This window comes from Streptomyces sp. NBC_01197 (assembly GCF_036010505.1).
In the GTDB taxonomy this organism is placed as follows: domain Bacteria; phylum Actinomycetota; class Actinomycetes; order Streptomycetales; family Streptomycetaceae; genus Streptomyces.
The window spans coordinates 1,296,748-1,320,221 of the sequence record NZ_CP108569.1 but is presented as its reverse complement, the minus strand read 5'-3'; the positions used below and the strand labels follow the sequence as shown (position 1 = coordinate 1,320,221).

16 protein-coding genes and 4 pseudogenes are annotated in these 23,474 nt (G+C 70.9%); 8 read left to right on the top strand and 12 right to left on the bottom strand.

The genetic code is table 11. The features are described from left to right. Window positions 1-37: 37 nt before the first annotated feature. The 4 genes from OG452_RS05970 to OG452_RS05955 form a co-directional block, all read right to left on the bottom strand. A complete protein-coding gene (locus OG452_RS05970; RefSeq protein ID WP_310591794.1) occupies window positions 38-121 on the bottom strand; it encodes a putative leader peptide in 84 nt (27 codons plus the stop codon). A 183-nt stretch (window positions 122-304) separates the two neighbouring features. Further along, window positions 305-883, bottom strand: coding sequence for a GNAT family N-acetyltransferase (locus OG452_RS05965; protein WP_327294566.1), 579 nt, complete (start codon window positions 881-883; stop codon window positions 305-307). Window positions 884-1,160: 277 nt separating this feature from the next. Beyond that, window positions 1,161-2,474, bottom strand: a complete 1,314-nt coding sequence (locus tag OG452_RS05960) for a helix-turn-helix domain-containing protein (RefSeq protein ID WP_327294565.1) — start codon at window positions 2,472-2,474, stop codon at window positions 1,161-1,163. Window positions 2,475-2,759: 285 nt separating this feature from the next. Next, window positions 2,760-4,397: an acyl-CoA dehydrogenase family protein gene (locus OG452_RS05955; RefSeq protein ID WP_327294564.1), complete on the bottom strand. Its 1,638-nt coding sequence runs from the start codon at window positions 4,395-4,397 to the stop codon at window positions 2,760-2,762. A gap of 17 nt (window positions 4,398-4,414) precedes the next feature. Here OG452_RS05955 and OG452_RS05950 point away from each other — a divergent pair, with 17 nt between their 5' ends. Further along, window positions 4,415-5,569, top strand: a complete 1,155-nt coding sequence (locus tag OG452_RS05950) for a YihY/virulence factor BrkB family protein (RefSeq protein ID WP_327294563.1) — start codon at window positions 4,415-4,417, stop codon at window positions 5,567-5,569. Between the two features lie 316 nt (window positions 5,570-5,885). Then, the gene (locus tag OG452_RS05945) at window positions 5,886-8,288 is read left to right on the top strand and encodes an ATP-binding protein (RefSeq protein WP_327294562.1); all 2,403 of its coding nucleotides are present in this window, start codon (window positions 5,886-5,888) and stop codon (window positions 8,286-8,288) included. A gap of 120 nt (window positions 8,289-8,408) precedes the next feature. Here the strand turns inward: OG452_RS05945 and OG452_RS05940 are convergent, their stop codons facing one another. The 6 genes and pseudogenes from OG452_RS05940 to OG452_RS05915 form a co-directional block, all read right to left on the bottom strand. Then, window positions 8,409-8,759, bottom strand: a complete 351-nt coding sequence (locus OG452_RS05940; protein ID WP_327294561.1) for a hypothetical protein — start codon at window positions 8,757-8,759, stop codon at window positions 8,409-8,411. 89 nt (window positions 8,760-8,848) lie between these two features. Continuing rightward, window positions 8,849-12,892: an amino acid adenylation domain-containing protein gene (locus tag OG452_RS05935; RefSeq protein WP_327294560.1), complete on the bottom strand. Its 4,044-nt coding sequence runs from the start codon at window positions 12,890-12,892 to the stop codon at window positions 8,849-8,851. A 187-nt stretch (window positions 12,893-13,079) separates the two neighbouring features. Continuing rightward, window positions 13,080-13,835, bottom strand: coding sequence for a recombinase family protein (locus OG452_RS05930; protein WP_327299525.1), 756 nt, complete (start codon window positions 13,833-13,835; stop codon window positions 13,080-13,082). 451 nt (window positions 13,836-14,286) lie between these two features. Further along, entirely contained in the window at window positions 14,287-14,706 is a 420-nt protein-coding gene (locus OG452_RS05925; RefSeq protein ID WP_327294559.1) for a DUF4260 family protein, read from the bottom strand. A 49-nt stretch (window positions 14,707-14,755) separates the two neighbouring features. Continuing rightward, a pseudogene (lgt, locus tag OG452_RS05920) lies at window positions 14,756-15,640 on the bottom strand (prolipoprotein diacylglyceryl transferase). A gap of 233 nt (window positions 15,641-15,873) precedes the next feature. Next, a complete protein-coding gene (locus OG452_RS05915; protein ID WP_327294558.1) occupies window positions 15,874-16,422 on the bottom strand; it encodes a TetR/AcrR family transcriptional regulator in 549 nt (182 codons plus the stop codon). Window positions 16,423-16,617: 195 nt separating this feature from the next. Here OG452_RS05915 and OG452_RS05910 point away from each other — a divergent pair, with 195 nt between their 5' ends. Further along, window positions 16,618-17,196, top strand: coding sequence for a GrpB family protein (locus tag OG452_RS05910; RefSeq protein ID WP_327294557.1), 579 nt, complete (start codon window positions 16,618-16,620; stop codon window positions 17,194-17,196). A 177-nt stretch (window positions 17,197-17,373) separates the two neighbouring features. After that, window positions 17,374-17,826 (top strand): annotated as a pseudogene (locus OG452_RS05905) (IS701 family transposase); the annotation flags it as partial. Here OG452_RS05905 and OG452_RS35350 read toward each other — a convergent pair. Then, window positions 17,814-18,029 (bottom strand): annotated as a pseudogene (locus OG452_RS35350) (hypothetical protein); the annotation flags it as partial. The pseudogenes OG452_RS05905 and OG452_RS35350 sit on opposite strands and share 13 nt — an antisense overlap. A gap of 43 nt (window positions 18,030-18,072) precedes the next feature. Here OG452_RS35350 and OG452_RS05900 point away from each other — a divergent pair. Continuing rightward, entirely contained in the window at window positions 18,073-18,873 is an 801-nt protein-coding gene (locus tag OG452_RS05900) for an inositol monophosphatase family protein (RefSeq protein WP_327294556.1), read from the top strand. Window positions 18,874-18,903: 30 nt separating this feature from the next. Here OG452_RS05900 and OG452_RS05895 read toward each other — a convergent pair. Further along, a pseudogene (locus tag OG452_RS05895) lies at window positions 18,904-19,058 on the bottom strand (IS630 family transposase); the annotation flags it as partial. A 389-nt stretch (window positions 19,059-19,447) separates the two neighbouring features. On the opposite strand from OG452_RS05895, the gene OG452_RS05890 reads away from it, so the two are divergent. From OG452_RS05890 to OG452_RS05880, 3 genes are all read left to right on the top strand, one after another. Then, window positions 19,448-20,431 (top strand): L,D-transpeptidase, encoded by a 984-nt coding sequence (locus tag OG452_RS05890; protein WP_327299524.1) that lies wholly within the window; start codon window positions 19,448-19,450, stop codon window positions 20,429-20,431. Window positions 20,432-20,578: 147 nt separating this feature from the next. Continuing rightward, window positions 20,579-21,799 (top strand): low temperature requirement protein A, encoded by a 1,221-nt coding sequence (locus tag OG452_RS05885; protein WP_327294555.1) that lies wholly within the window; start codon window positions 20,579-20,581, stop codon window positions 21,797-21,799. 496 nt (window positions 21,800-22,295) lie between these two features. Continuing rightward, window positions 22,296-23,447 (top strand): hypothetical protein, encoded by a 1,152-nt coding sequence (locus OG452_RS05880; protein WP_327294554.1) that lies wholly within the window; start codon window positions 22,296-22,298, stop codon window positions 23,445-23,447. Window positions 23,448-23,474 lie beyond the last annotated feature (27 nt).

Genomic DNA, 23,474 nt, shown 5'->3' with positions numbered 1-23,474 from the left:
CGACGGGGACGGCGGGAAACGGCGTGGCTGGTGGAGATCAGCGCGCCGGACAGATGGCGCTGGACATGCGGCCGAGATCGACGTGGCGTCGACTCACCAAGGCAATTCCAGTTCCAGACATGACGGAAGCGTGTCACGGCGATCTCGCGCCAGTCCACTACTATCCATTATGTGGACGAGATGGTCTCGTATCGTGGGACGATGTGGTGTCCGTCACGCGGTGGGACTCATGCGGGCGCCATACGCGGCGGACGTGCGGGGACTCATGCGGCTCATGGTGGGGTACGGGCTCGTGCGGCGGGGATCAGGCGTATGCGCCCGGCCACGGGCCGGGAGTCTCGACGTCCGGCTCTTCCTCGGTCTCGGTCCTGAAGAGCCGGAACCCGCGGCTCAGGTAGTTGTCCATCGCATGGGCGCCGTCCTTGCTGCAGGTGTGCACCCAGACCCGCTCGGTCGCCGCCCGCCCGGGCGTGCGGTCGGCGAGGTCCCAGGCCCGCCGGATGCCGTACGTGAGGAGGTGGCCGCCGATCCGCCTGCCCCGGAAGGCCGGGATCAGCCCGAAGTACATGATCTCCACGGCCCCGTCGCCGTGCGCGCCCAGCTCCACGAATCCGGCTGGGGTGCCCCGGTCGTACGCCACCCAGGTCTCGGTACCCGGCCGGCCGAGCATCTCCTGCCACTGGGCGTACGACATCGAGAGCCGGTCCGTCCAGCGGATGTCCCCGCCCACGGAGGCGTAGAGGTACCGGCTGAACTCCGGGGAAGGAACCTCCGCCCGGACGATCCGGATGTCGCCGCCGGGCTCGGCTGCCGGGCGCAGATCGGCCGGGGAGGTCTGCTCCAGGTACCAGGTGGTCACGGTGACGGTGCGCTCGCTCTTCATGAGGGCCAGCGAATCACGCGCCGGTGCGGTGGTTCACGGCAGCCCCGCGGACCCACGGCGCAGAAAGGCCAGCCGGGCCCGCTTCTCCGGTTTGTCCATCTCCGGGCCGGGTTCGAAGCCGAAGCCCTCCAGCCGGTCGATCACCCAGCTCCAGGGTCGGGTCCCGCGCGCTGCCCGCCCGCAGATGCGGAATGCCCCAGCGGTCGCGGTGCGGCTCGGCGCTCACCCTCGCCCCGTTTCCATTAGGTTAGGCTCACCTAAGCTAATGCATGCCTGGTCAGGAGACAATCCCGGGTTGCGCGACCGACCGGCGCACGGCGGGCGCCGTCGAGTGCGGGAGCAGCTCCGCCGGGTCGTCCGGGCCCGTCACCTCCACCTCGACCCCTTCGGCGAACCGGTACGGACGGTGCGCCAGCACCTCGGCGAGACCCCGGCGCACCCGCGACATCTCCGCGCGCACCGTCACCGTCCGGGTCGCGTCACCGAACAGGTCGTCCGCCAACTCGGCCGCCGTGCGGCCCTCGCGGTGCAGGCTCAGTACGTACAGCAGCTCCGCGTGGCGGGGCGTCAGATCCTGGGTCCAGCTGCCGGACGCCCCCGATACGGTCACCGACCAGCGCCTGGGCCCGCTCAGGTCGAGAACGACACGGCTCACCGCCGCCCCGTCGGCCGGCTGCCGCACCCCGGGCCCCTCCTGGTCCGGCCGGATCAGCCAGCCCCCGGGCAGTGGCTCCACCGTGCACATCCCGAGCGAGGGCAGCCAGACCCGGCCCGGACCGAAGGACTTGGCCAGCGGCAGCCGGCCGGCCGGCGGCATCCCGGTCACCGCGGCTGGCCAGCCGTGCGCGTCCACCACCAGAGCCCGGCCGCCCACCCTGCTCAGGATCGGCGCGGCCACCGACCGCAGCCGTTCGACGGAGTCGAGATGCCGGTCCCGCAGCTCCGCCGCCGCCAGCCGGGCCACCGAGTCCACCAGCGCGAGCATCGCCGGATGGAAGGTGGAGTCGGGGCCGCTGACGTCGATGACCCCGAGCAGCCGTCCGTCGCGCGGATCCTGGACGGGCGCGGCGGCGCAGGTCCAGTCCCGCAGCGTACGGACGAAGTGCTCGGCGGAGTGCACCTGGAGGGTCTGGCCGGTCGCCAGGACGGTGCCGACCGCGTTGGTGCCGGTGGAGCCCTCGCTCCAGGCGGCGCCCTCCTGCAGCCAGATGCCGTTGGCCCGGCGCAGGACGGCTCGGTTGCCCTCCCGCCACAGCACCCGGCCATCAGCGTCGGTGACCACCATGACCTGCATCGACGCGTCGGCGACCGAGGCGAGTCCGCGGCTGAGCGTCGGCAGCAGCTCACCGAGCACGGTGGATCTGCGCCGGTGCTCCAGCTCCTCCTTACCCAGCAGCACACTGCTGGTGTCCCGCTCCGGGTCGAGACCGATCCGGAGCATCCGCTGCCACGACGCGCCGATGACGGGGCGCGGCGCGACCTGCGGACGGTCCCCGGAGAGCGTCGCCTCACGTACGCCGTGCAGCGTTCGGGCGCTCTCGCGGGTGTGCCGGGCCGGCGGGCCGGCCGCGTTGGAGGCTCCGGTCCTCATGCGTACTCCCGAAATGTGATCCACGACGCCGGACTCGACGTCGAACCGATGGGCCGGCCGGCCCAGTTGATGCGGTGCCCCATCGTGCATCCCCCGGGGGCCCGGCGCACCGGACTCCGCAGAACCTCTGCAACTGTCTGCAACCCTGGCGTAAGCGCGGCCGGTTGTACGAAGGTGGAGGATGCCCAGCCGGGGTGGTGCCGTGTCGGCGCAGCATCGACCCCGGCTGGCCCCCGTGCTGTCCGCTGGTGCCCCTTGCTCCCGGCCGCTGTTCGCCGGTTTCGCCTACACGCCGGTCCGTGCCCGGTCGACGACCGACGCCAGATCCAGTGAGTGCGGCAGCGTGCCGAACGCCGTACCCCAGTCACCGCCCAGCCGCGAGGCGCAGAACGCGTCGGCGACCTCCGGCGGCGCCCAGCGCACCAGCAGCGAACCCTGGAGCACCAGCGCGATGCGCTCGGCGACCCGGCGCGCACGGGCCTCGATACCGTCCAGGTCGGCGAGTTCGGTGAGCAGATCCCTGATCGCCCGGTCCAGCCGGTGGTCGGCGCCGCGCGCCCTGCCCACCTCCTGGAGGAACGCGTTGAGCGCCTGCGGCTCGCGCTGGAGCGCCCGCAGCACGTCAAGCGCCTGTACGCTCCCCGAGCCCTCCCAGATGGAGTTGAGCGGCGACTCGCGCAGCAGCCGGGGCAGCCCCGACTCCTCCACGTAGCCGTTGCCGCCCAGGCATTCGAGAGCCTCGGCCACCACCGGCGTACAGCGCTTGGTCACCCAGTACTTGGCGGCCGGCACCGCGAGCCGGAGGAGCGCACGCTCCTCCTCCGTGTCACTGTCGTACGCGGCGGCCAGCCGCATCGCCAGCGTCGTCGCCGCCTCCGACTCCAGCGCCAGATCGGCCAGGACGTTGCGCATCAGCGGCTTGTCGATCAGCTCCCCGCCGAACGCCCTGCGGTACGTGGCGTGGTGCACCGCCTGCGCCACCGCCTGCCGCATCAGCGCGGCGGAGCCGAGCGCGCAGTCCAGCCGGGTGGCCGCCACCATCTCGATGATGGTGCGCACCCCCCGGCCCTCATCACCCACCCGGCGCGCCCAGGTCCCGTCGAACTCGACCTCCGCCGACGCGTTGGACCGGTTGCCGAGCTTGTCCTTGAGCCGCTGGATCGCGAACACGTTGCGCTTTCCGTCCGCCAGCACCCGGGGCACCAGGAAGCAGGTCGGACCGTCCGGTGCCTGCGCCAGCACCAGGAAGCCGTCGGACATCGGGGCCGAGCAGAACCACTTGTGCCCGGTGAGCAGATACGCGCCGCCGTCCCCCGCGACCGGCACCGCGGCGGTCGTGTTGGCGCGGACGTCGCTGCCGCCCTGCTTCTCCGTCATCGCCATCCCGAACAGCGCCCCCGGCTTGCGGCCCGGGGCCGCCAGGTCCCGTTCGTACACGTGCGAGGTGAGCCGCGGCTCCCACTCGACGGCGAGGGCGGGATCGGCCCGCAGCGCGGGCACCGCCGCATGGGTCATCGACACCGGGCAGCCGTGTCCCGCCTCGACCTGCGACCACACCAGGAAACCGGCCGCACGCCGCACATGCCCGGCCGGCCGGCCCCAGGCGTCCGTCAGCCCCGCCGACACGGCTTTGCCGAGCAGCCGGTGCCAGGCCGGATGGAACTCGACCTCGTCGATCCGGTGCCCGTAGCGGTCGTGGGTCCGCAGCCGCGGCGGGTTCTCGTTCGCCTGGAATCCCCACTCGCGCGCCTGCGTGGATCCGGCGCTGCGGCCCAGAACGGCCAGCTCCTCCCGTACGCCGTCGGCGAGTCCCGGCGCGGTGTGCCGGTCCACGGCCTCGGCCAGGACCCGGTCGGTCGTGAAGACGTCATGTCCCACCAGCGGCGGAGGCTGGTTGGTCACTGTGTGAGTGCTCGGTGCCATGGGGCTACGGTATGGAGGTGCAGGCAGCAAATGAAACAGGGGAGCGGCATCCGGGTCTGCTCCATCGGGCCAGAGCCCTCTATCGCAATGTCTCCAAACGCAGAATGGCGTGGTTGCTCCTCAAGGACACCGTCAACTCGTGCATGGAGTACCGGATCCTGGGGCTCGCGGCCGAGGCGGCGTTCTTCACGCTGCTCTCCCTGCCGCCGCTGCTGCTCAGTCTGATCGCGCTGCTCGGCTACGTCGACGGCTGGACCGACACCCACACCGTCGCCAGCCTGGAGAAGAACATCCTGCACGCGGCGAGCACGGTCCTCTCCGACCGGGGCGTCCACGACTTCGCCGAGCCGCTCCTGGAGAACGTCACACACGGCAAGCGCCCCGATGTCGTCTCCATCGGTTTCGCCTTCGCCCTGTGGTCCGGCTCGCGGGCGGTGAACGTCTTCATCGACACGATCACCGTGATGTACGGGCTCGACGGCCGTCGCGGCATCGTCATGACCCGGCTGCTCTCCATCGTGCTGTACGTCGTCGCCCTGGTGATCGGGGCGGTGGTGCTGCCCCTCGCGGTGGCGGGCCCGGACCGGGTCGTGCAGTTCGTGCCCGGCGCCGAACAGGTCATCTCGGTCCTGTACTGGCCGGTCGTCATCCTGCTGTCGATCGCCTTCCTCACCACGCTCTACCACGTGTCCGTTCCGGTGCGCTCACCCTGGATCGAGGACATGCCGGGGGCGCTGGTGGCGCTGTGCATGTGGGTCCTGGGGAGCCTGCTGCTGCGCATCTACCTCACGAGCACGGTCGAGGGGCCGACGATCTACGGCTCACTGGCCGCGCCGGTCGCGGTGCTGCTGTGGATCGGGGTCTCGGCCTTCGCCGTCCTGGTGGGCGCCGCGGTCAACGCCGCTATCGACCGGATCTGGCCCTCGGTGGCCACGGCGGCGGCACGCGCGGCGAACGAGCGTCTCCGGCTCCAGCAGACCGCCCGCCCCGAGGGCGGAGCGCACACCCCGGACCATCCGGGTGCCGTGGCCCCGGAGGCCGACGACGAAGGGTCGGACATGCCGTCCGAATTCCCCGAGCGGTGGTCGAAGTTCCTGCCCCCCGAGGACGTCACGGCCCGCCTGCGTACGAAGAAGCCCGAGGACAGACGGTCCACACCGGACCAGGAGTGACGGTCGGCGGTACGTACGTCACCTGGGGGAGCGGGTTCGCCCCGGCCCCGGTGGGCGGCGCGGCAGGAGACGAACCCGCCGTACGCCGTCCCGGGGCGAGGGCGCCATCCCCGCCCCGGACCGCGCGGCGTCGTACCCCCGGGCAACCGTCCCCGGGGTACCGCGGGTTACGGCTTTGGGAAAGGCTTGGGAACGCCCTTACGGAAAACGTTCCCGACCGGCCCGCCCGGGTCGCTCCTCCGGTGGCCCTGCCGGCCGCCCTGTGTCACTGACCGTGGTTGACCCCGTACGCTGAGGTGCGCGACAGGGGTGCGCGGTGTACGCAGAGACGGTGTACGCAGAGCCGTTCTGCGAACAGACGTCGCACGAAGGAACATTCAGGAAGCGCGGCGGGGGCGGTATGGCACTCGGTTACAGCCGGCGCACCGGCGAACTGCCCGTGGAAGTCACCGGATTCGTCGGCCGCTCCGCGGAGCTCGACCGGACACGTGAGCTGCTGGCGCGGGCGAGACTGGTGACCCTCGTCGGCCCCGGTGGAGTCGGCAAGAGCCGGCTGGCGCTGCGCGCCGCGCTGATCCTCGGAGGGAACTACGCGGACGGTGTCGTCCTGGCCGAGCTCTCCTCGCTGCACGACCCCGAGCTGCTGCCCCAGGCCGTGGCGAGCGCGCTGGGGCTGGCCGAGCAGTCCGGGCGGCTCCTGCTGGACGTCGTCATGGAGCACCTCCAGGAACGCCGGCTGCTGCTCGTCCTGGACACCTGCGAACACCACCTCGACGCCTGCGCGTTCCTCGCCGACCTGCTGCTGCGCGAGGCGCCCGGAGTGACGGTGCTGGCCACCAGTCGGCAGCCGCTGGACGTCCCTGGCGAACACACCCTGTATGTACCACCGCTGGCCTGCGACGACGCGACGACGCTCTTTGAGCAGCGGGCGGCCGCGGTGGTGCCCGGCTTCCGGGTCCACGCGGGCAACCATCAGGACGTGCTGGCGCTCTGCCGCCGCCTGGACGGCATTCCGCTCGCCATCGAGCTGGCCACCGTACGGCTCAGAGCCATCCCGCTGGACCAGCTGACAGCCCGGCTCGAACACCGCTTCCGGGTGCTCACCGGAGGCCGGCGCAGCGCCGTGCTTCCCCGTCACCAGACGCTGCGCACCGCGATCGACTGGAGCCACGAGCTGTGCTCTGCCGAGGAGCGGCTGCTCTGGGCGCGGCTGTCGGTGTTCGCCGGGCCCTTCGACCTGGCGGCCGTCGAAGAGGTCTGCTCGGGCGCCGGGCTGCCGCAGGACGAGATCCTTGAGCACCTCTTCGGCCTGGTCGACAAGTCGGTGGTGATGCGGGACGGCGGCGACGGCTCCCGCTACCGGCTGCTCGACACCATCAGGGAGTACGGAGCGGACCGCTGCGCCGCTCTGGGCGATGAGCAGGAACGCTGCCGCGCCCGCCACCGCACCCACTGTCTGGCCCGGGTCCAGCACTTCTACGAGACCGTACTCACGTCCGAACAGGTCCCGCTCTACTGGGAGTTGTACCGCGACCTCCCTGATCTGCGGAGCGCACTCGACTACTCGTTCTCCCGGCCCGATGGCATCAGGCCCGGACTGGAGATGGCCGCGAGGCTCTGGCCGTTCTGGCTGACTGCCGGGCTCTCCGAGGAGGGCCGCCACTGGCTGGGCAAGGGCATCGACGCCGACCCCGAGCCAAGCCGCGAACGTGCGCTCGCGATGCTCTGGCGCAGTCTTCTCGCCCTGGTGCAGGGCGATCTCGAACCGGCACTCGCCGGCTTCGAGGCGACCAGGGAGCTGGCAGGACAGGCGGGCTCGGAACTCGATCTCGCCCTTGCCACCGGCTACACAGGCGGCGTCCGCTGGCTCCTCGGCGACCCCGAGACGGGACAGCGGCTGCTGGACGAGGCGCTGGCCCGCCAGCACCGGATCAACGACCGGCTGGGACTGGTCGTCTTCCACTACCAGAAGGGCTATATGCACGCGGTGCTGCGCGACTCGGACGCGGCGGTCGAGGAGTGCGAGAAGGCGCTGCTGCTGCTCGGCGACGAGAGCGGCGAATGCATCATCAAGGGCCAGATCCTGGTCATCGAGGCGATGGCGGCCTGGGGGCGGGGGGAGGCCGCGGAGTGTGTGGCGCTGGCCCGCTCCGGTCTGCACCGCAGCCGCGAGGTCCGGGAGATGTTCGGCGCGGCGAACAGCCTGGAGTTGCTGGCCTGGGGCGCCGCCGACCTGGCGAACCCCAGCAGGGCTGCCTGGCTGCTGGGCGCCGCCGGGGCGCTCTGGCGCAAGGTCGGCTCCCCGATGATGGGGGCCGCGGTGTACCTCGACGACCACACACGGGTGGAGAGAGCCGTCCGCGCTGCGCTGGGCGACGCGGAGTTCGCCCGGCTGTTCGCGCAGGGCGCCGAACTCCCGCTGGACCGGGCCGTCGAGCTGGCGCTCATGGACGCCGACACCCCGGCCGTTCCGCTGCCCCGGCAGCCGGGCTCGGCCCCGGGCGACATGCTGACACGCCGGGAGCGGCAGGTCGCCGCGCTGGTCTCCGAAGGGCTCACCAACCGGGAGATCTCCGAACAGCTGGTGATCTCCAAGCGCACGGCCGACGCCCACGTCGAACACATCCTGGCCAAGCTCGGCTTCTCGTCCCGCGCGCAGATCGCGGCGCTGGCCGGGCGGCCCCAGGTCACGGACACGGAAGCGGCGCCACCGCGGTAGCCGCCCGGATCCGTACGGAGAGGCCCGGCCGGGCCGCGGCAGCCCTCACCCCCGCCCGTACGGACGGCAGGTCCGAACGGCGCGTCGCCCCGACCCGGGGCCCGCCCGCTCGCGGCAGCGTCAGGGGTGCCGGTCGTTCTGGCCGCAGATCCAGGACAGCGCGTCGTACAGCCCGCGTGCGTGGTCGTCCGGGACACCGCGCTGCACCGCGTCCTCCAGCTGTACGGTCACCGCGTCCACCTCGGCGGTCAGCCGCCCGAGGTCCGGGGCGCCGCCGGTGATGCCGGTGGCCGGCGCCGCGTCCGCCCGGCCCAGGGCCCACAGATACCCGGTCAGTACACCGCGCGCGAGCTCCGTCTGTGCCTCGGGAGCGGCGGCCGCTTCCACCTTCCGGTACGCCGCTTCCACTTCGGCGCGGTACCTCGTACCCACGCGTTCGTCGTCGAATGCTTCTCTCTCCGGGGTGCTCATACCTCTGAGTGTGTCCGATTCCTTCGTGGTGATGTCTCCGCGGAGGTCCCGCGGGACGGTTTCCGGCGCCCCACCGCGTCCTGCGTCCGTCAGACGGAGGAAGCGGTGGCGGTGGCGGCGTCGAGATGACGGTTGAGGGACCGCCCGATGTACGCGAGCGGCGCCGCCTGGGTCATGGCGTGGTGTGTGCAGGCGATGTCGTGCGATTCGATCCGCCCGGTCACCCAGGGGCGCCACGCCTCCCCGGTGAGGGACTGCGCCGACTTTCCCTGGGTGGCGTGGAAGTACAGCAGATCCCCCTCGAACACGCCCTCGACGAAGGTCGGCTGGAGCCGCACCGAGTTGGTGAGGACCGAGGTCATCGCCGCCACATGGTGCTCGGCCAGCCCATGGTGGTCGGTGAGCGGGGCGGGGCGCCCGTTCCCGCCGTCGCTGCTGAGGATCGCGGCGACATCCGTGGCGGTCAGCGCCGAGAGACCGGGGCCCGGCGGGGCGTGCCCGGCGGCTTCGAGCAGCAGCGCCAGTGCCGCGTGGTCGTCGGGCAGCGACCGGAGCCGACTGCGCGGGTCGATGGGGCGGGAGTCCAGCATGGCCAGCAGGGCGACCTGTTCGCCCCGGTCCTGGAGCCTTACCGCGATGGCGTGCGACAGCGCGCCGCCCAGGGACCAGCCCAGCAGATGGTAGGGGCCGGACGGCTGTACGGAGCGGATGTGCGCCACATAGTCGGCGACCATTTCCTCGAAGGTCGCGGGCAGCCCGCCCGGCCCGGAGAGCCCACGCGCCTGCAGCCCGTACACCGGGAGGTCGGCTGCGAGATGGCGCGGCATTCCCGCATAGCACCAGCTCAGACCACCCGCCGGGTGGACGCAGAACAGCGGCGGCCGGGAACCGTCGGTACGCAGCGGCAGCAGCATCGCGAAGGGGTCCTGGGCGGCGCCGCTGTCGAGCAGCCGGGCCAGTCCGGCCACCGTCGGCGCCTCGAAAACCGCGCCGATGGAGAGGGCCGCGCCCAGTGAGGAGCGGATACGGCCGATGAGCCGGGCGGCCAGCAACGAGTACCCGCCCAGGGCGAAGAAGTCGTCGTCGATGCTGACGTCGCCGACACCCAGCACCTCGGCGAAGAGCGCGCAGAGCATCCTCTCCTGTGCGCTGCGGGCGGGCCTCCCGGCCCGTTCGGCCGTCGCCTCCGGCGCCGGGAGGGCGGCCCGGTCGAGCTTGCCGTGCGGCGTCAGCGGCAACGTGCCGAGCAGCAGATACGCGCCGGGGACCAGATAGCCCGGCAGCCGCTCCGTCGCCCAGGCCCGCAGCTCGGCGGCGGACGGGGCGCCGTCGGCCGCCGCCCTCGGTGCCGGGGTCGCCGACGACGGCCGGCCGGTCGGCACCACGTACGCGGCCAGGACCGGTTCGCCCTGCGGAGACTCACGTACCGCGACCGCCGCGCGGGCCACCCCGGGGTGGCGGGCGAGCACCGCCTCGATCTCGCCGGGCTCGATCCGCAGGCCGCGGAGCGTGAGCTGGTCGTCGGTGCGCCCGAGGTACTCCAGCGCGCCCCGGACGGTCCACCGCACGAGATCGCCGGTGCGGTACATGCGGCTGCCCGGCGCACCGAACGGATCAGCGAGGAAACGTTCGGCCGTGAGCCGGGGCCGGTTGAGGTAGCCGCGCGCCACCTGCGCACCGGCCAGGTGCAGTTCGCCGGGCACCCCCGGTGGCACCGGGTTCAGGGCGGCGTCCAGGACATAGGCGCGGACGTTGTGACCGGGCCGCCCGATGACCGGCAGGTCACCTTCCGCGTCCAGTCGGCAGTACACGGCGTCGACCGTGCACTCGGTCGGGCCGTAGTAGTTGTACGCGGTCGTGTCCGGGCACTCCCGCAGCGTCCGCCACAGCGCCTCGTCCAGCGGCTCCCCGCCGATCATCAGCAGCCGGGGGCGGTGCCGGGCGCCGGTGAGCAGACCGGCGGCGATCAGCTGGTGCAGGTAAGAGGGCGTGACATCCAGGAAGTCGATCCCGTGCCGGTCGACATAGCCGGCCAGCTCCGCCGGATCGAGCCGTACGGCGTCGTCGATCACATGGAGCTCCTGGCCCGCCGCCAGAAAGAGCGGACCCTCCCACGCGGTGTCGAAGGTGAACGTCGCGGTCAGCGCGGACCGCAGCGGCCGGCCCGCCGCCGCGACCGCAGGGGCGATCAGTTCACTGTGGTGGTCGGCGCAGAGATTGCTGAGCGAGCGGTGCTCGACGACCACGCCCTTCGGCGCTCCGGTGGACCCCGATGTGTAGCTGACGTACGCGGGGTGGTGCGGCAGCAGCGGGGCACGGCGGTCGCTGTCGCGCAGGTCGGTGTCCGGCCCGGCGGCCAGTTCGCGGACGGTGCCGGGCGCGTCGACCAGCAGCGCGGGCACGGCGGCGGGCAGCCCTGGGGCGGCAGCGGCGGTGGTGACAACACAGAGCGGGGCGGCGTCGGTGAGCAGGTACCGGATGCGCTCGGCAGGGTGCTCCGGATCCACCGGTACGCACGCCGCGCCCGCTTTGAGCACCGCGAGCAGGGCGACCGGGTAGTCGGCGGTGCGCGGCAGCGCCAGCGCGACGAAGGTCTCGGGACCGGCGCCGCGCGAGATCAGCAGCCGGGCCAGCCGGTTGGCGCGCGCGTTGAGTTCGCCGTACGTGAGGACGTTCGCGCCGCACACCAGCGCGGTCGCATCCGGCGCACGGCGGGCCTGGCGCTCGAACAGCCCGGTCAGCGTGGCGGTGGGCACCGGGCGCCCGGTGTCGTTCCAGCCGCTCACCACCCGGTGCCGCTCGTCGGATGTCAGCAGCCCGATCTCCGCGACGGGCCGGTCGGGACCCGCCGTGGCCAGCGTGTCGAGCAGGGCCAGGAACCGCCGGTGGTGCCCGGCCGTGACCTCCGCGCTGTACAGGGCGGGGTCCGCGTTGAAGTCGATCCGCAGCGAACCGTCCGCCGGGCGGTCGTACACGTTCACACCGAGACCGGTCACCGGGCCGTTGGAGAGGTTGTGCAGGACGGCGGGGTGCCGGCCGAACGACAGCTGCGGGTCGTATCCCATGATGTTGATGCCCCAGTCGCCCAGATATCCGCCGGCGGGGATACCGCCGAGGTCCTTGACGAGGTACGGCGCCGGGTAGCGCTGGTGGCGCAGCAGCCCGCGGGCCTGCCGCGCGGTGTGGCGTACCAGCTCGGACACCGTGCCGCCGGGCTCCGGACGTACCGACAGCGGAAGCACGTTGGCCAGCATCACCGGGACCGTACGGGCCACCGCTCCGGTGCGGCCGGTCACCGTCAGATCGAGTGACACCTCGTCACGTCCGCTCAGCCGGTGCACGTACAGCGCGAGCGCCGCCATCGCGACCGACGGCAGGCTCGTCCTGGCCTGCCGGGCCAGCGCCCGCAGCCCCGCGGCCGCCGGGGCGCCGACGGGGCCGCTCTCCCGTACGAAGCGGTGCGGGACCGACTTCAGCCGGCCCGCCGCGTCGGGCGCGGCCGGGTGGCCGGCGAGCTGCGCCGCCCAGTACTCCCGGTCCTCGGTGAACCGCTCCGACGCGTGGTACGCGGCCTCGTCGGACAGCAGGTCCTCCAGCGTCCCCCAGGACGGATCGGGCCGGAACCGGCCGGACTCCAGCGCGGAGTAGAGCTCGGCCACCCGCTGGATGAAGAGCGAGAAGCCATAACCGTCGAGCGCGATGTGGTGCACGCTGATGTAGAGCAGGAAGCAGTCATCGGCCGTCCTGAGCACCGCGAAGGTGAAGAGCGGCGGGCGTCCCAGGTCCAGCGGGCACCGCATGTCGTCCCACATCCAGGTGTGCGCGGCGGCCCACGGGTCGTCAGTGCCGCGCAGGTCGACCAGCGGCAGCGACCACTGCGGCGCGGGCCCCACGCGCTGCCAGGTGCGGCCCTCGCCGTCGGTCTCGAACCCGGCCCGCAGCGCCTGCGTCTCGCCGACGGCCTCGCGCAGGGACTCCTCCAGCAGCTCCAGGTCGAGCGGGCCCCGGATCTCGACGAACTCGGCCGCGCGGTAGTTGGGGTTCTCCGCGTCCAGCTCCTGGGAGAACCACATCCCCGTCTGTGCGGCGGTCAGCGGCAAGCGACCGTTCCGGCTGCCGGACTTCCTGTTCATGCGTGCCGTCTCCTGACGCAGGTGCTTGGTCTACGGGCTCTATGGGCCATCAGGGCCAACGAGCGTCACCGGACAGGTGTATTGGCCCGGGGCGAAACTCTTTGGACCGGCGTTCCCGGAGGGGCCGCGTGCCGAGTGCGGCCTCGGGGAGCATCGGTACAGCGGTTGGCGCTGAGAACGATCATGGTCAGGGCGTGAGGGTGGTGACCCGGTTCTCGTACTCGCGGCGGGCCGTGCGCTGGGCCGGGATCGCGGGGGTGCCCTGGCCGCCGTCGAGCGGCTGGCAGAGGGCGAGGAGCCGACGGTGCACCGCGAGGACAGCGGTGACGCGCAGGGTGTAGCCCTGGCCGCGCCGTACGGTCGTCCCCTGGTCGAGGGCGGCACGTTCGGCGGGTTCCAGCTCGGTGGCGCGGAGATAGTCGGCGACCTTGCCGGGCATGTCGAGGGTGATCGGCAGCTCCGGGGCCGGGACGTCCTCCTCGATGGCGGTGTGGTCGGGCAGGAGGTCGGCGACGACCGTGCGGATGGCACCGCGGCTGACGCCGTGGTCGCGGGCGAGGGCGGCGATGGAGCGGCCTTCCAGGTACGCGGTGCGTACGTCGGCGGTCTTCGTGGGCGCCACGGCGGGGCGGCGCCCACCCTTGCTGCCCTTGGCCTCGGCGGCGCGCAGTCCGTCGTAGGTCAGCTCGCGCTGGAGGTCGCGTTGGAGTTCGCCGGCGGCGGCGAGGGTCTGCACCATGAACTTCACGGTGGACAGCAGCTCGCCGGTGCGGGGGTGGCGGGCGGTGAGGTCCATGGCGGAGAACGCGCCGTCGTGGATGCGCAGGGCGAGGCGGTCGCGGTGGAGGACGTCGAGCACGTCGAGGATGTGCGCGGTACCGCGTACGAGGCGGAACATCTCGGAGATGTGCACGGTGTCGCCCGGCCGCGCGTAGGTGAGCAGTTCGCGGAACTTCGGGCGCTGGAGCGGGTGGAGGCGGCTGGAGGTGCCCGGGTCTCGAAGACGACCGGGTCCTCGATCCCGGCCTCATCCAGGACGAGGTTCTGCCGGGCGGTGGACTGCTGGTCTGTCGAGACCCGCTTGTAGACCAGGTTCGCCACCGAAGGGCCCCTTCCGTACGGGGGATCGAACCCTATCTGTCGTCAAACCCTGTCAGCAATCACCATCGGATCTGATTGGATTCGCGGCGCCGCGAGCCCCGGATTGCATGGGTTCATTGGACGCGCCGCCTGCCTGTCGTCAAACGATCGTTTACCGATACCTGGGAAGCATCACCGCCGGGGATGCTCAAAGCGTAAGGGGCCTTGCATTTCGAGTTCCAGTGCCCGCGGTGGATGGGGGTGATGATCTCGCCGGTGCCAGGTCCGGGTCCGCGAAGCTGCCCGGTCGGCGCTTAGCGCTGCCAGCCGTCGGCAGTGCGCAGTCCGTAGCCGAGCGCCCGATCCGAGGCGATGTGCAGCAGCCAGCCGAGCGCGAAAGTGAACAGCCCGACGTTGGCACCTGGTCCGTCGCCCGGCAGGAAGGGGACGACGATGAGCCCCGGAATTGGGACGATCGGCCGGTGGACGAGGTTGTAGGCGGGCACCTTGCCGCGTGGGAGCTGCCCGGGTTCGCGAGGCCCCGACGGCCCGACGAACAGCGTCAGGTCGGGAGCGATGAAGCCCAATATGCCCAGTGGAATCGTCCCGCCGCCGTGGTTGACCATCTCGAGCACAGCCCAGGCCAGCAGAAACACAGAGAGCAGGGCCCAGGCGCCGCGGACCAGGCCCGATGCCGAACTCCGGTTGGCCTTGGGGCGCGTTGGGGATGTCATGCGTTCTCCTTGCGAGGCGACGGGGGCGAGATCCACTTGAGGCGGAGCGCTAAGGGTTTGATGTCGGCATGGTGTTACGAGGCTTGTCACCCTTCTCCGTTCCGCCCTCGCCCCGGGGCCGCGACACGTCCTCGATGCCGGGGAGGCGGCGGGCCGATACGACGAGGTAGGCGATCGCGCCGAGGAAGACCACGACGGAGGTCCAGTCGTTCAGGCGCAGGCCGAGGAACGTGTGGGCCTCGTCGATGCGCAGGTACTCCGTCCAGAATCGGCCAGCCGTGTAGGCAGCGGCATACAGGGCGAAGGCCCGGCCGTGGCCGAGTGCGAACCGCCGGGCCGCCCAGAGGACCAGTGCGGCGACGCCGATGTCCCAGAGCGACTCGTAGAGGAAGGTGGGGTGATACGTGGCGATGTCGAGCATTCCGAATGGGCGGTGTGCGCGGTCGATCTCCAGGCCCCAAGGGAGCGTGGTGGGGCGGCCGTAGAGCTCCTGGTTGAACCAGTTGCCCCAGCGGCCGATCGCCTGGGCCACGGCGATGCCCGGGGCGATGGCGTCCGCGAAGGCGGGAAGGGGGATGCAGCGGCGACGGCAGCCGATCCACGCGCCAAGGCCGCCCAGGGCGATGGCGCCCCAGATGCCGAGCCCGCCTTCCCACACGTACAGAGCCCGGATTGGCTCGCCGTGGTTGCCGAAGTACGCGTCGGGGCTGGTGAGCACGTGGTACAGCCGTCCGCCCACGAGGCCGAACGGCACGGCCCAGATGGTGATGTCGGCGATGACGCCCCGGTCCCCGCCCCGTGTGACTTAGCGCCGGTTGCCGAGCCAGACGGCCACGAACACGCCGAGGATGATGCAGAAGGCGTACGCCCTCAACGGCACCGGGCCGAGGTGCAGTACCCCGGTTGATGGGCTGGGAAGGTAGGCGAGATCCATGGTCACCCCGTAGCAGGCTTGGTGAAGGGGATTGGTCATCAGGCGTGCACCGGACGGCCTCCTGCCGGAGCTCCTTGTCCAGGAGCCGTGACCGCTGGGCATCCCGAGCGGCAGTTGTCCGCGCATCGCCCGGTCGAGCGAGCATTCAGGGCCAGCGCCTGAGCGTGGTGCCGAGTGCGGCGATCCATAGCAGGAGCAGGGGAGGCCAGGAGCGGAACGCTTGGCGATGGCCGTCACAGGGCATCCCCGCCATTCTTGTTCTGGAGTAGGTCGGCGAACGCCTCGCAGCCGGTGCGCCATGCGGCATCCGGGTCCGCGCCGGGCGGGAATCGGCCGTCGAGTTCGAGTGTCACCATGCCGTGGGCGAACCCCCAGAACGACCGCGCGATATCGATGTCGCCATGCACCGCGCGGGCCAGGGGCATCGCCGCGCGGTCTTCGAGCCCTTCGGGTAGCGCAGCGCGGGCGAGCGGCCGAGTGTGGGTAAGGCGGTAGAGATGCGGACCGGCGAGCGCATGCTGCCGATAGGCGCTCGCGAGCACCAGCAGGGGCGGATCGTCGCCGATCTCGGCCTCAGCAGCCTCCATGTCCTGCGCCAGGCGAACCATCCCCTGTGCTTGAAGCCCGGCCTCGACAGCGGCCTTGTCGGGAAAGTGCTTGTACAAGGAAGGCGCCCGGATGCCGACGCGCTCGGCAATGCGTCGCATCGACAACGCCTCCGGCCCTTCAGCGTCGAGCAACTCCCGGGCAGCGGCCATGATCTGCCGCGCACGGTCGGCCATGACGGGCCGCCCGGTTTCGGCTATGGGAGTGCTCACTGCAGCCCTTTCACTTCGCGAATGATCAACGCGGCTAATACTCCAGCCGTAGATCGTGATCTTGTTTGTGTCGAGTGCTGGGGCACACCCGTTGGCGGGTTGCAGGAGGTGGCCCCGCTGTCTATGGAGTCGCTCGAATGACATGTAGCGTCTGGCGACATGCCGTTTCCCGATGAGCGCGGTCAGGTTGCCGTGGTGGAGTACCGCCCGCAGTGGCCGATGGAGTTCGAGCTGCTTGCAGGGATGCTGCGAGATGCGCTGGGTGACCTCGTGCTCGGGGTCGACCACGTGGGATCCACTTCGGTACCGGGCTTGCCGGCCAAGGACTGCATTGATGTGCAGGTGCGGATGACGTCGATCGACGAGGCCAGGGATGTACCGCTGCTTGCGGTGATCGGCTTCCGGTGCCGCCCGGAGCCGTGGAACCGCGTCGAAGTCTCCGGCGGCCAGCGGTGTCACAAACTCGTCTTCGCGCCACCGGCCGGCGCAAGGTCGTGCAACGTCCACTTGCGGGAGGACGCCGGACCTAATGCCCGCTTTGCCCTGCTGTTTCGCGCCTACCTGCGTGCGGACGAGGACGCCCGTCGGGCGTGGGGCGCATTCAAGCAGCGGCTGGCACTGAGCGTGCCGGACCTGTCGGACTATGGGCAGATCAAGGCCCCCGCTACGGAGGTATTGATGGCTGCGGCCGAACGGTGGGCCGCCGACACCGGCTGGAGCGCTCCCGCAGCGGCTTGATCGAGTGCGCCGACGAGCACACGCAGGCCGGCAGCCAACCGGCCTGGTCACAGGTGGGGCGGCTGGGAGACGGGTACGGCCACCGCTGATCATCGGTGTGTGAAGGCAAACGATCATGCGGTGGCCACGGGTCACAGCGTAGACCCTGCCCTCTGGCAGGAGACGTTCGAGGTACTGATGTTCCGGATAGCGGGCCGGTTCGCGCGGGTCGAACCCCGGCGCCGGGTACGGGACTTGGTGCTGGGGCTGCTGTCGGACCTGCCGCGCAAGAACTGCTGGAGCATCGCCGAGTGGGCCGGGGAGACCAGTCCGGACGGCATGCGGCACCTGCTCGGCCGGGCCAAGTGGGATGCCGACAGAGGGCGCGACGATGTGCGTGAGTACGTGCTGGAGCATCTGCACGACGAGGACGCGGTGCTGGTGGTCGATGAGACCGGGGACGTGAAGAAGGGCACGCACACCGTGGGTGCCCAGCGTCAGTACACCGGCACCGCCGGGAGGATCGAAAACGCCCAGGTCGCCGTCTACCTCGTCTACGCAGGCAGCCGTGGACACGCGGCGGTGGACCGTGAGCTATACATCCCGCGCTCGTGGACATGCGACCCGGACCGCTGCCGGGCTGCGGGCCTGTCCACCCGCTCCAGCGCGCCGCCAAACGCCATGCCGGTGGTCCGCGTCGGCGGCCGGCGCAGCCGCTCCAGCTCCGAGAACCGCGAGCCCTCCGGCGTCTTCAGCGTCGCCACCAGGTCCCCCGGCAGCGCCGGGTCCGCGCGGCGGGCGGCGCCCGCGACCGTGGCGTGCAGCCGCTTCTCTGCGACCTTCCGTGACCGGGAAGGTTCGCCGGGGCGGTAGCTTCGCCTCGATAGTCTGCACGGCATGATCGACTCATACGCGAGCTCCGACGATGCTGCAGTCGCGATAGCCGGGGCGCGGGCCGGCGCGGACGTGGTCCGCAACATGTACGGCCAGCGGCTCAGCCGCATCGACAAGGGTGCGGGGGACTTTGCCACCGCCGCCGATGTGGAGGCAGAGGAGGCGATCCTCGGCGTCATCCGTGCCGCACGGCCCGATGATGCGGTGCTCGGCGAGGAAGGCGGGCAGCATGGTGCCGCCGACGCTGTGCGCCAGTGGTTGGTGGATCCCCTGTGCGGCACGCTGAACTACGCCGTCGGCAACATGCTGGTGGCCGTCAACGTGGCGCTGCGCGATGGGGCGGCGGCCGTGGCCGACCCATTCAGCGGCGAGGTTTTCTTCACCAACGGGGAGACCGCCTGGGTGCGACATGACGGGGCCGACGACGCACTGCTGACGCCCACGCCGTCTACCCGATTGGTGGATGTCAACCTGGATCCGCCGTTCCCGAGTGCGCCGGGATTCCGGGCCGTGGATCTGCTGGCCTGCCCTGAGTTCGTCGAGCGTTTCCGGCCGCGCGTCGTATCCACGACGCTGGCGCTTGCCTGGGTGGCTGCCGGCAAACGGGCCGCGTATGTCACCGATGGCGGCGACCTCTCCAGGAGCGTGCATTTCGCGGCCGGCATCGCGTTGTGTCGAGCAGCTGGCTGCGTTGTCACCAGCATCGACGGTGCCCCGATGGGTGAGGCAGGTCGTGGGCTTGTGGTCGCCGCCGACGAGGAGACTCACGGGCTGCTGATGTCGATGCTGTGCAGCCGAAGCTAGGGCTCTGATCGTGTAGGTTCGCCGGGTTGGTCAGGCCGCGGTGGCGAGGGGGCGTCCGCCCAGCGGATGCGTTTCTCGCTTCGGATACGGGCGCGTTCCTTGCGTTCGGCGGCCAGGACATCGCGATGGCGGGCGTTGGCGTTGCGCCAGCGCAGGTAGGCGTGCAGGGCCCGGGTCTGAACCGTGCCGAGGCCGGCAGCATCATCGCCCGCCGGTAACGCACCGAACTGGTGCTGCCCCGGCGCACGATCTGCTGCAGCTTCTGCCCCTCCTGGTCGGTCAGTCTGCGCACACGGACAGGCTCAGCCACCGCGCCTCCAGAGATCGCATCGGATGTCACCGCACATCCAACCGCCATGACCACCGACCCGGCGAACCTATGCGGTCACAGCACTAGCTGACCATGATCGTTCTCAGCGCCAACCGCTGTACCGATGTTCCCCGAGGCCGGAGTGGCCGGATCCGTACGAAGACTTGGCCTGCGCTTTACGAGAACCGCTGCAACCGCACAGGCCGGTCGACTGTCTCTAGTGGTGTTGCATTCAGCGGGACGTAATGTGAGCGGAGCATGAGCATGGGGCGGGTCAAGGGCGGCATGGGGATCGCACTGCTGGTCAGCGCGGTACTGGCGGGCACGAGCGCCTGTGGGGGAAGTGCCTCGGCGTCCGCATCGGGCGACTCGGCGAACGGGGGGCCGGCCAAGCCGTCGGCGAGCGCACACCCGTCACCGACCCACCCGGCGGGCCCGCCGATGCTGCTGGAGACGATAGCCCCGAAGACCGGTACGACCGTCGGGGTCGCGATGCCGGTCTCGGTGGTCTTCACCAACCCGGTCGCCACCTCGGCCCGTGCCACGGTCGAGAAGCACCTCAAGGTCTCCACGTCCGCACCGGTCACCGGCGCATGGCACTGGTTCAGCAGCACCCGCGCCGACTGGCGGCCCGAGAAGTACTGGCAGCCCGGCACCAAGGTGACACTGAACGCGGACCTGAAGGACGTGAGCAACGGCAACGGCCGTTACGGCACGCACAACTACCAGCACAAGTTCACCATCGGTGATGACGTCGAGGCCACCGCGTCGGTGCCCGGCCACTCGATGAAGGTGACGAGCGGCGGCAAGCCGGTCCGTACCCTCCCGATCGACGCGGGCAGCCCCAGCTTCCCCTCCTGGGACGGCACGATGGCCGTGATGGACAAGGCCAAGGAGGTCCACATGACCTCGTGCAGCGTCGGCATCAGCTGCACCAAGGGCAGCCCCGACTTCTACGACCTGACCCTGCCCTGGGACGTGCACCTCACCAACTCCGGCACCTACATCCACTACTCGACCGGCGACCCCTACCCGGGCCACAGCTACGGCTCGCACGGCTGCGTGCACCTCTCGATGGCCGACGCCAAGTGGTTCTACGACTTCGTCAAGCAGGGTGACCCGATCACCATCACCGGCTCCCCGCGCGGCAAGGCGGCCGGTGACAACGGCTACGCCGACTTCAACCTCTCCTGGGAGCAGTGGCTTAAGGACAGCGCCACCGGCCAGCAGACGACCACCACCGGCTGACCCACCGCACCGGCCCGGTGCGCCCCCGGTCCGGCCCGCGTTTCCCGGCTCGCAGTTTTCACTGCGGGCCGGTTCGCATGTCAGGGTGAGGTGCTGAGGGCCCGGGACGGGACCGGTGCCGGGTGTGAGCGGAGGAACGGCGCGCTGATGAGCGAAGAGACGACGGCGTACGGGGCAGGACACGGCGGGTTCCCGCTGCCAGGAGTGCGGATGCGGGCCCGGGACCCCGACGAGCCGCACCGCGCCTCCACCCCGCTGGAGCTCTTCTTCGACCTGTGCTTCGTCGTCGCGGTGTCGCAGGCGGGCAGCCGTCTGGTGCACGCGCTGGCCGATGGCCACCCGGCCCACGGGATCACCGGCTATCTGCTCGTCTTCTTCGCGATCTGGTGGGCCTGGGTCAACTTCTCCTGGTTCGCGTCCGCGTACGACACCGACGACGTGCTCTACCGGATCGCCACCCTGGTCCAGATCGCCGGCGTGCTCGTCCTCGCCGCCGGGGTCCCGCGCGCCTTCGACCACGCCGACTTCGGGATCGCGGTCGTCGGCTACCTGATCATGCGCGTCGTGCTGACGCTCCAGTGGCTCCGGGCGGCGCGCAGCGAGACGGGCGCCGCCCGGACCACGGCCCTGCGGTACGCGGCCGGGCTCGTGGTCGTACAGATCGGCTGGGTCGTTCTGCTGCTGCTTCCGCACGCCGCCTGGCAGTGGGGCTTCGTGCCCATGGCCGCAGCCGATCTGTCGGTGCCCGCGTTCGCCGAGCACCACCACCGGACCCACTGGCATCCGCACCACATCGCCGAACGCTACGGGCTCTTCACCATCATCATGCTCGGTGAGACCGTCGCGGCCGCTACGGTCGCGGTGCAGTCGGCGGTGGACGAGTCGGCCGCGCTCGGCGAACTGCTGCCGATCGCGGCCGGCGGTCTCGTCATCGTCTTCTCCGCCTACTGGATCTACTTCGCGGTGCCCATCCACGAGCACCTGGTCTCCAACCGGCAGGCGTTCCTCTGGGGTTACGGCCACTATCTGGTCTTCGGCTCGGCCGCCGCGATCGGCGCGGGCATCGAGGTCACCGTCGAGCAGGTGACGGGCCACGCGGACATCCCGGCGGTCGCGGCAGCGGCGGCGGCCACCGTGCCCACCGCGCTGTTCCTGCTCACGGTCTCGCTGCTGCACACGCGCCATTTCAAACGGGGCGCGGCCCAGCAGGCGGTCCTGCCGGTCAGCGTGCCACTGGTGCTCGCGACCACCTTCGCCGGTCACTGGGCGGTGCCGCTGGCCGGCCTCGTCACCGCCGCCACCGTCGCGGTGGGCAGCGGGCTGGCGCACCGGGAGCCGGGCACGGCGGGCCCTACTGCCTCTGCTTGACCGCCCCACCTCGGTGGCCCTGGTCTTCCGTTCTCCAGCCCTACGTTCCGTAGGAGTCGGCAGCGGCGCTCGGCCCGGCCGTGCTGGCAACGATCCCCGCAGCTCAAAAGCGCCTGCATCGGGCGCCGACGGCCCCAGCCCCCCGCCCTTGATGCCTTCGACGTACATGAGTGAGAGAACGAGCGTGACAACCGACGAGCAAGCACCGGCCACCTCTCGGACTCAGAGAGGGATGCAGAGCAGCCGGTCGATGAGGCTGACCGTCGGTCCGAGGCAGAGTGAAGTCGCGGATACGGGGCGGCCGCCGGCCGCACGCGATGTCGAGTCCGAGGTGGAGACGGTCTCATCCCACGGTCGCCGGTGCCGGCCGTTCACCCGGCCGGTGGTTGCCGTGACCATGTCGGTGACCGGCACGGTCCTCTTGGTTCTGGTAGGTGCCTGTGCGCCCAACCACAACACGCTCAGGTTGCCTCTGCCGATTCCGCTGCTGGCTCCCATGCCGGACCTTGCCGCCACACTGGCCACCTTCACTTCCATCACCCTGACGTCCCTCGGAATGATGGGCATGCTCGGGGCTCACCGCCGCGGCTGGACCCCCAGTCCACGAAAGCTGTTCGGCCTGGGCGCTCTGGCTGTGGCGGTCGTCGTCAATCTGACGCCAGTCGGCTCCTCCGATGCGGCCAGTTACGCCGCATACGGCCGGATCTCCGCCCTCGGCGGCGATCCCTACATGACCACACCCGCACAACTCGGCGGGACCTACGCACACTGGGTCGGCAACGCTTGGCTGAGAAGCCCCTCGGTGTACGGGCCGGTCGCAACCTGGTTGCAGACCACGGCAGCCCAAATCGGCGGACACAGGCCATGGTTGACCATCTGGCTGCTCATGCTCGTCAACGGTGCCGTGTTCCTGGCCGCTGGATACGTCCTTCTCCGCATGGCTCCCGATCCGGTCCGGGCCGGCTTGCTCTGGGTCGCCAACCCCCTGCTGATCGTGGAACTGGTCGCGGGCGGGCACCTGGATACCCTCGTTGCCGCACTCGCGGTCTGCGCCATCGCCGTGGCCGGCCAGACCGCCCGGCCACGCGGTGACCTGCTCATCGGCCTGCTCGTCGGGCTGGCCTGCAGCATCAAGATCAGCTCAGCCCTGCTGGGACTGGCGCTGCTCTGGCCCCTACTGCGCCAGCGCGCCTGGGGCCGAGCCACCCGGCAGACATCCGTCTGCCTGCTCATCCTGTTCTCCGGATACGGTTTCTACGGGCTGCACGCGCTCGAACCACTCTCAGCGGCCTCGCACATGGTCTCGGCCCCGACCCTCTGGGCACCCATCCAGCAGCTGGGTCAGGCGACTGTCGGCCGAGCGGCGACCAGCACCGCCATCAGCGTCGCCTGGCCCGTTCTGATGCTCGCCCTCACCCTGCTGATCCACCGCAGGACCCCGGAAACCCCACTGACCGTCTCAGCGCCCTTCGCGCTGGCATTCGCGTGGATCCTGGTGGCACCGTATTCGATGCCCTGGTACACGGCGATAGTCTGGAGCACAGCGGCGCTGCTTCCCCGCGGCGGTCCGCCGGACCGCTGGTTGATCCTGACCACCACGATCCTCGCCCTGGGCCACAACGGCGGCGGCCATGGCGCGAAATGGTGAACACGGATGCGAGCTCGCCAGGTGGAC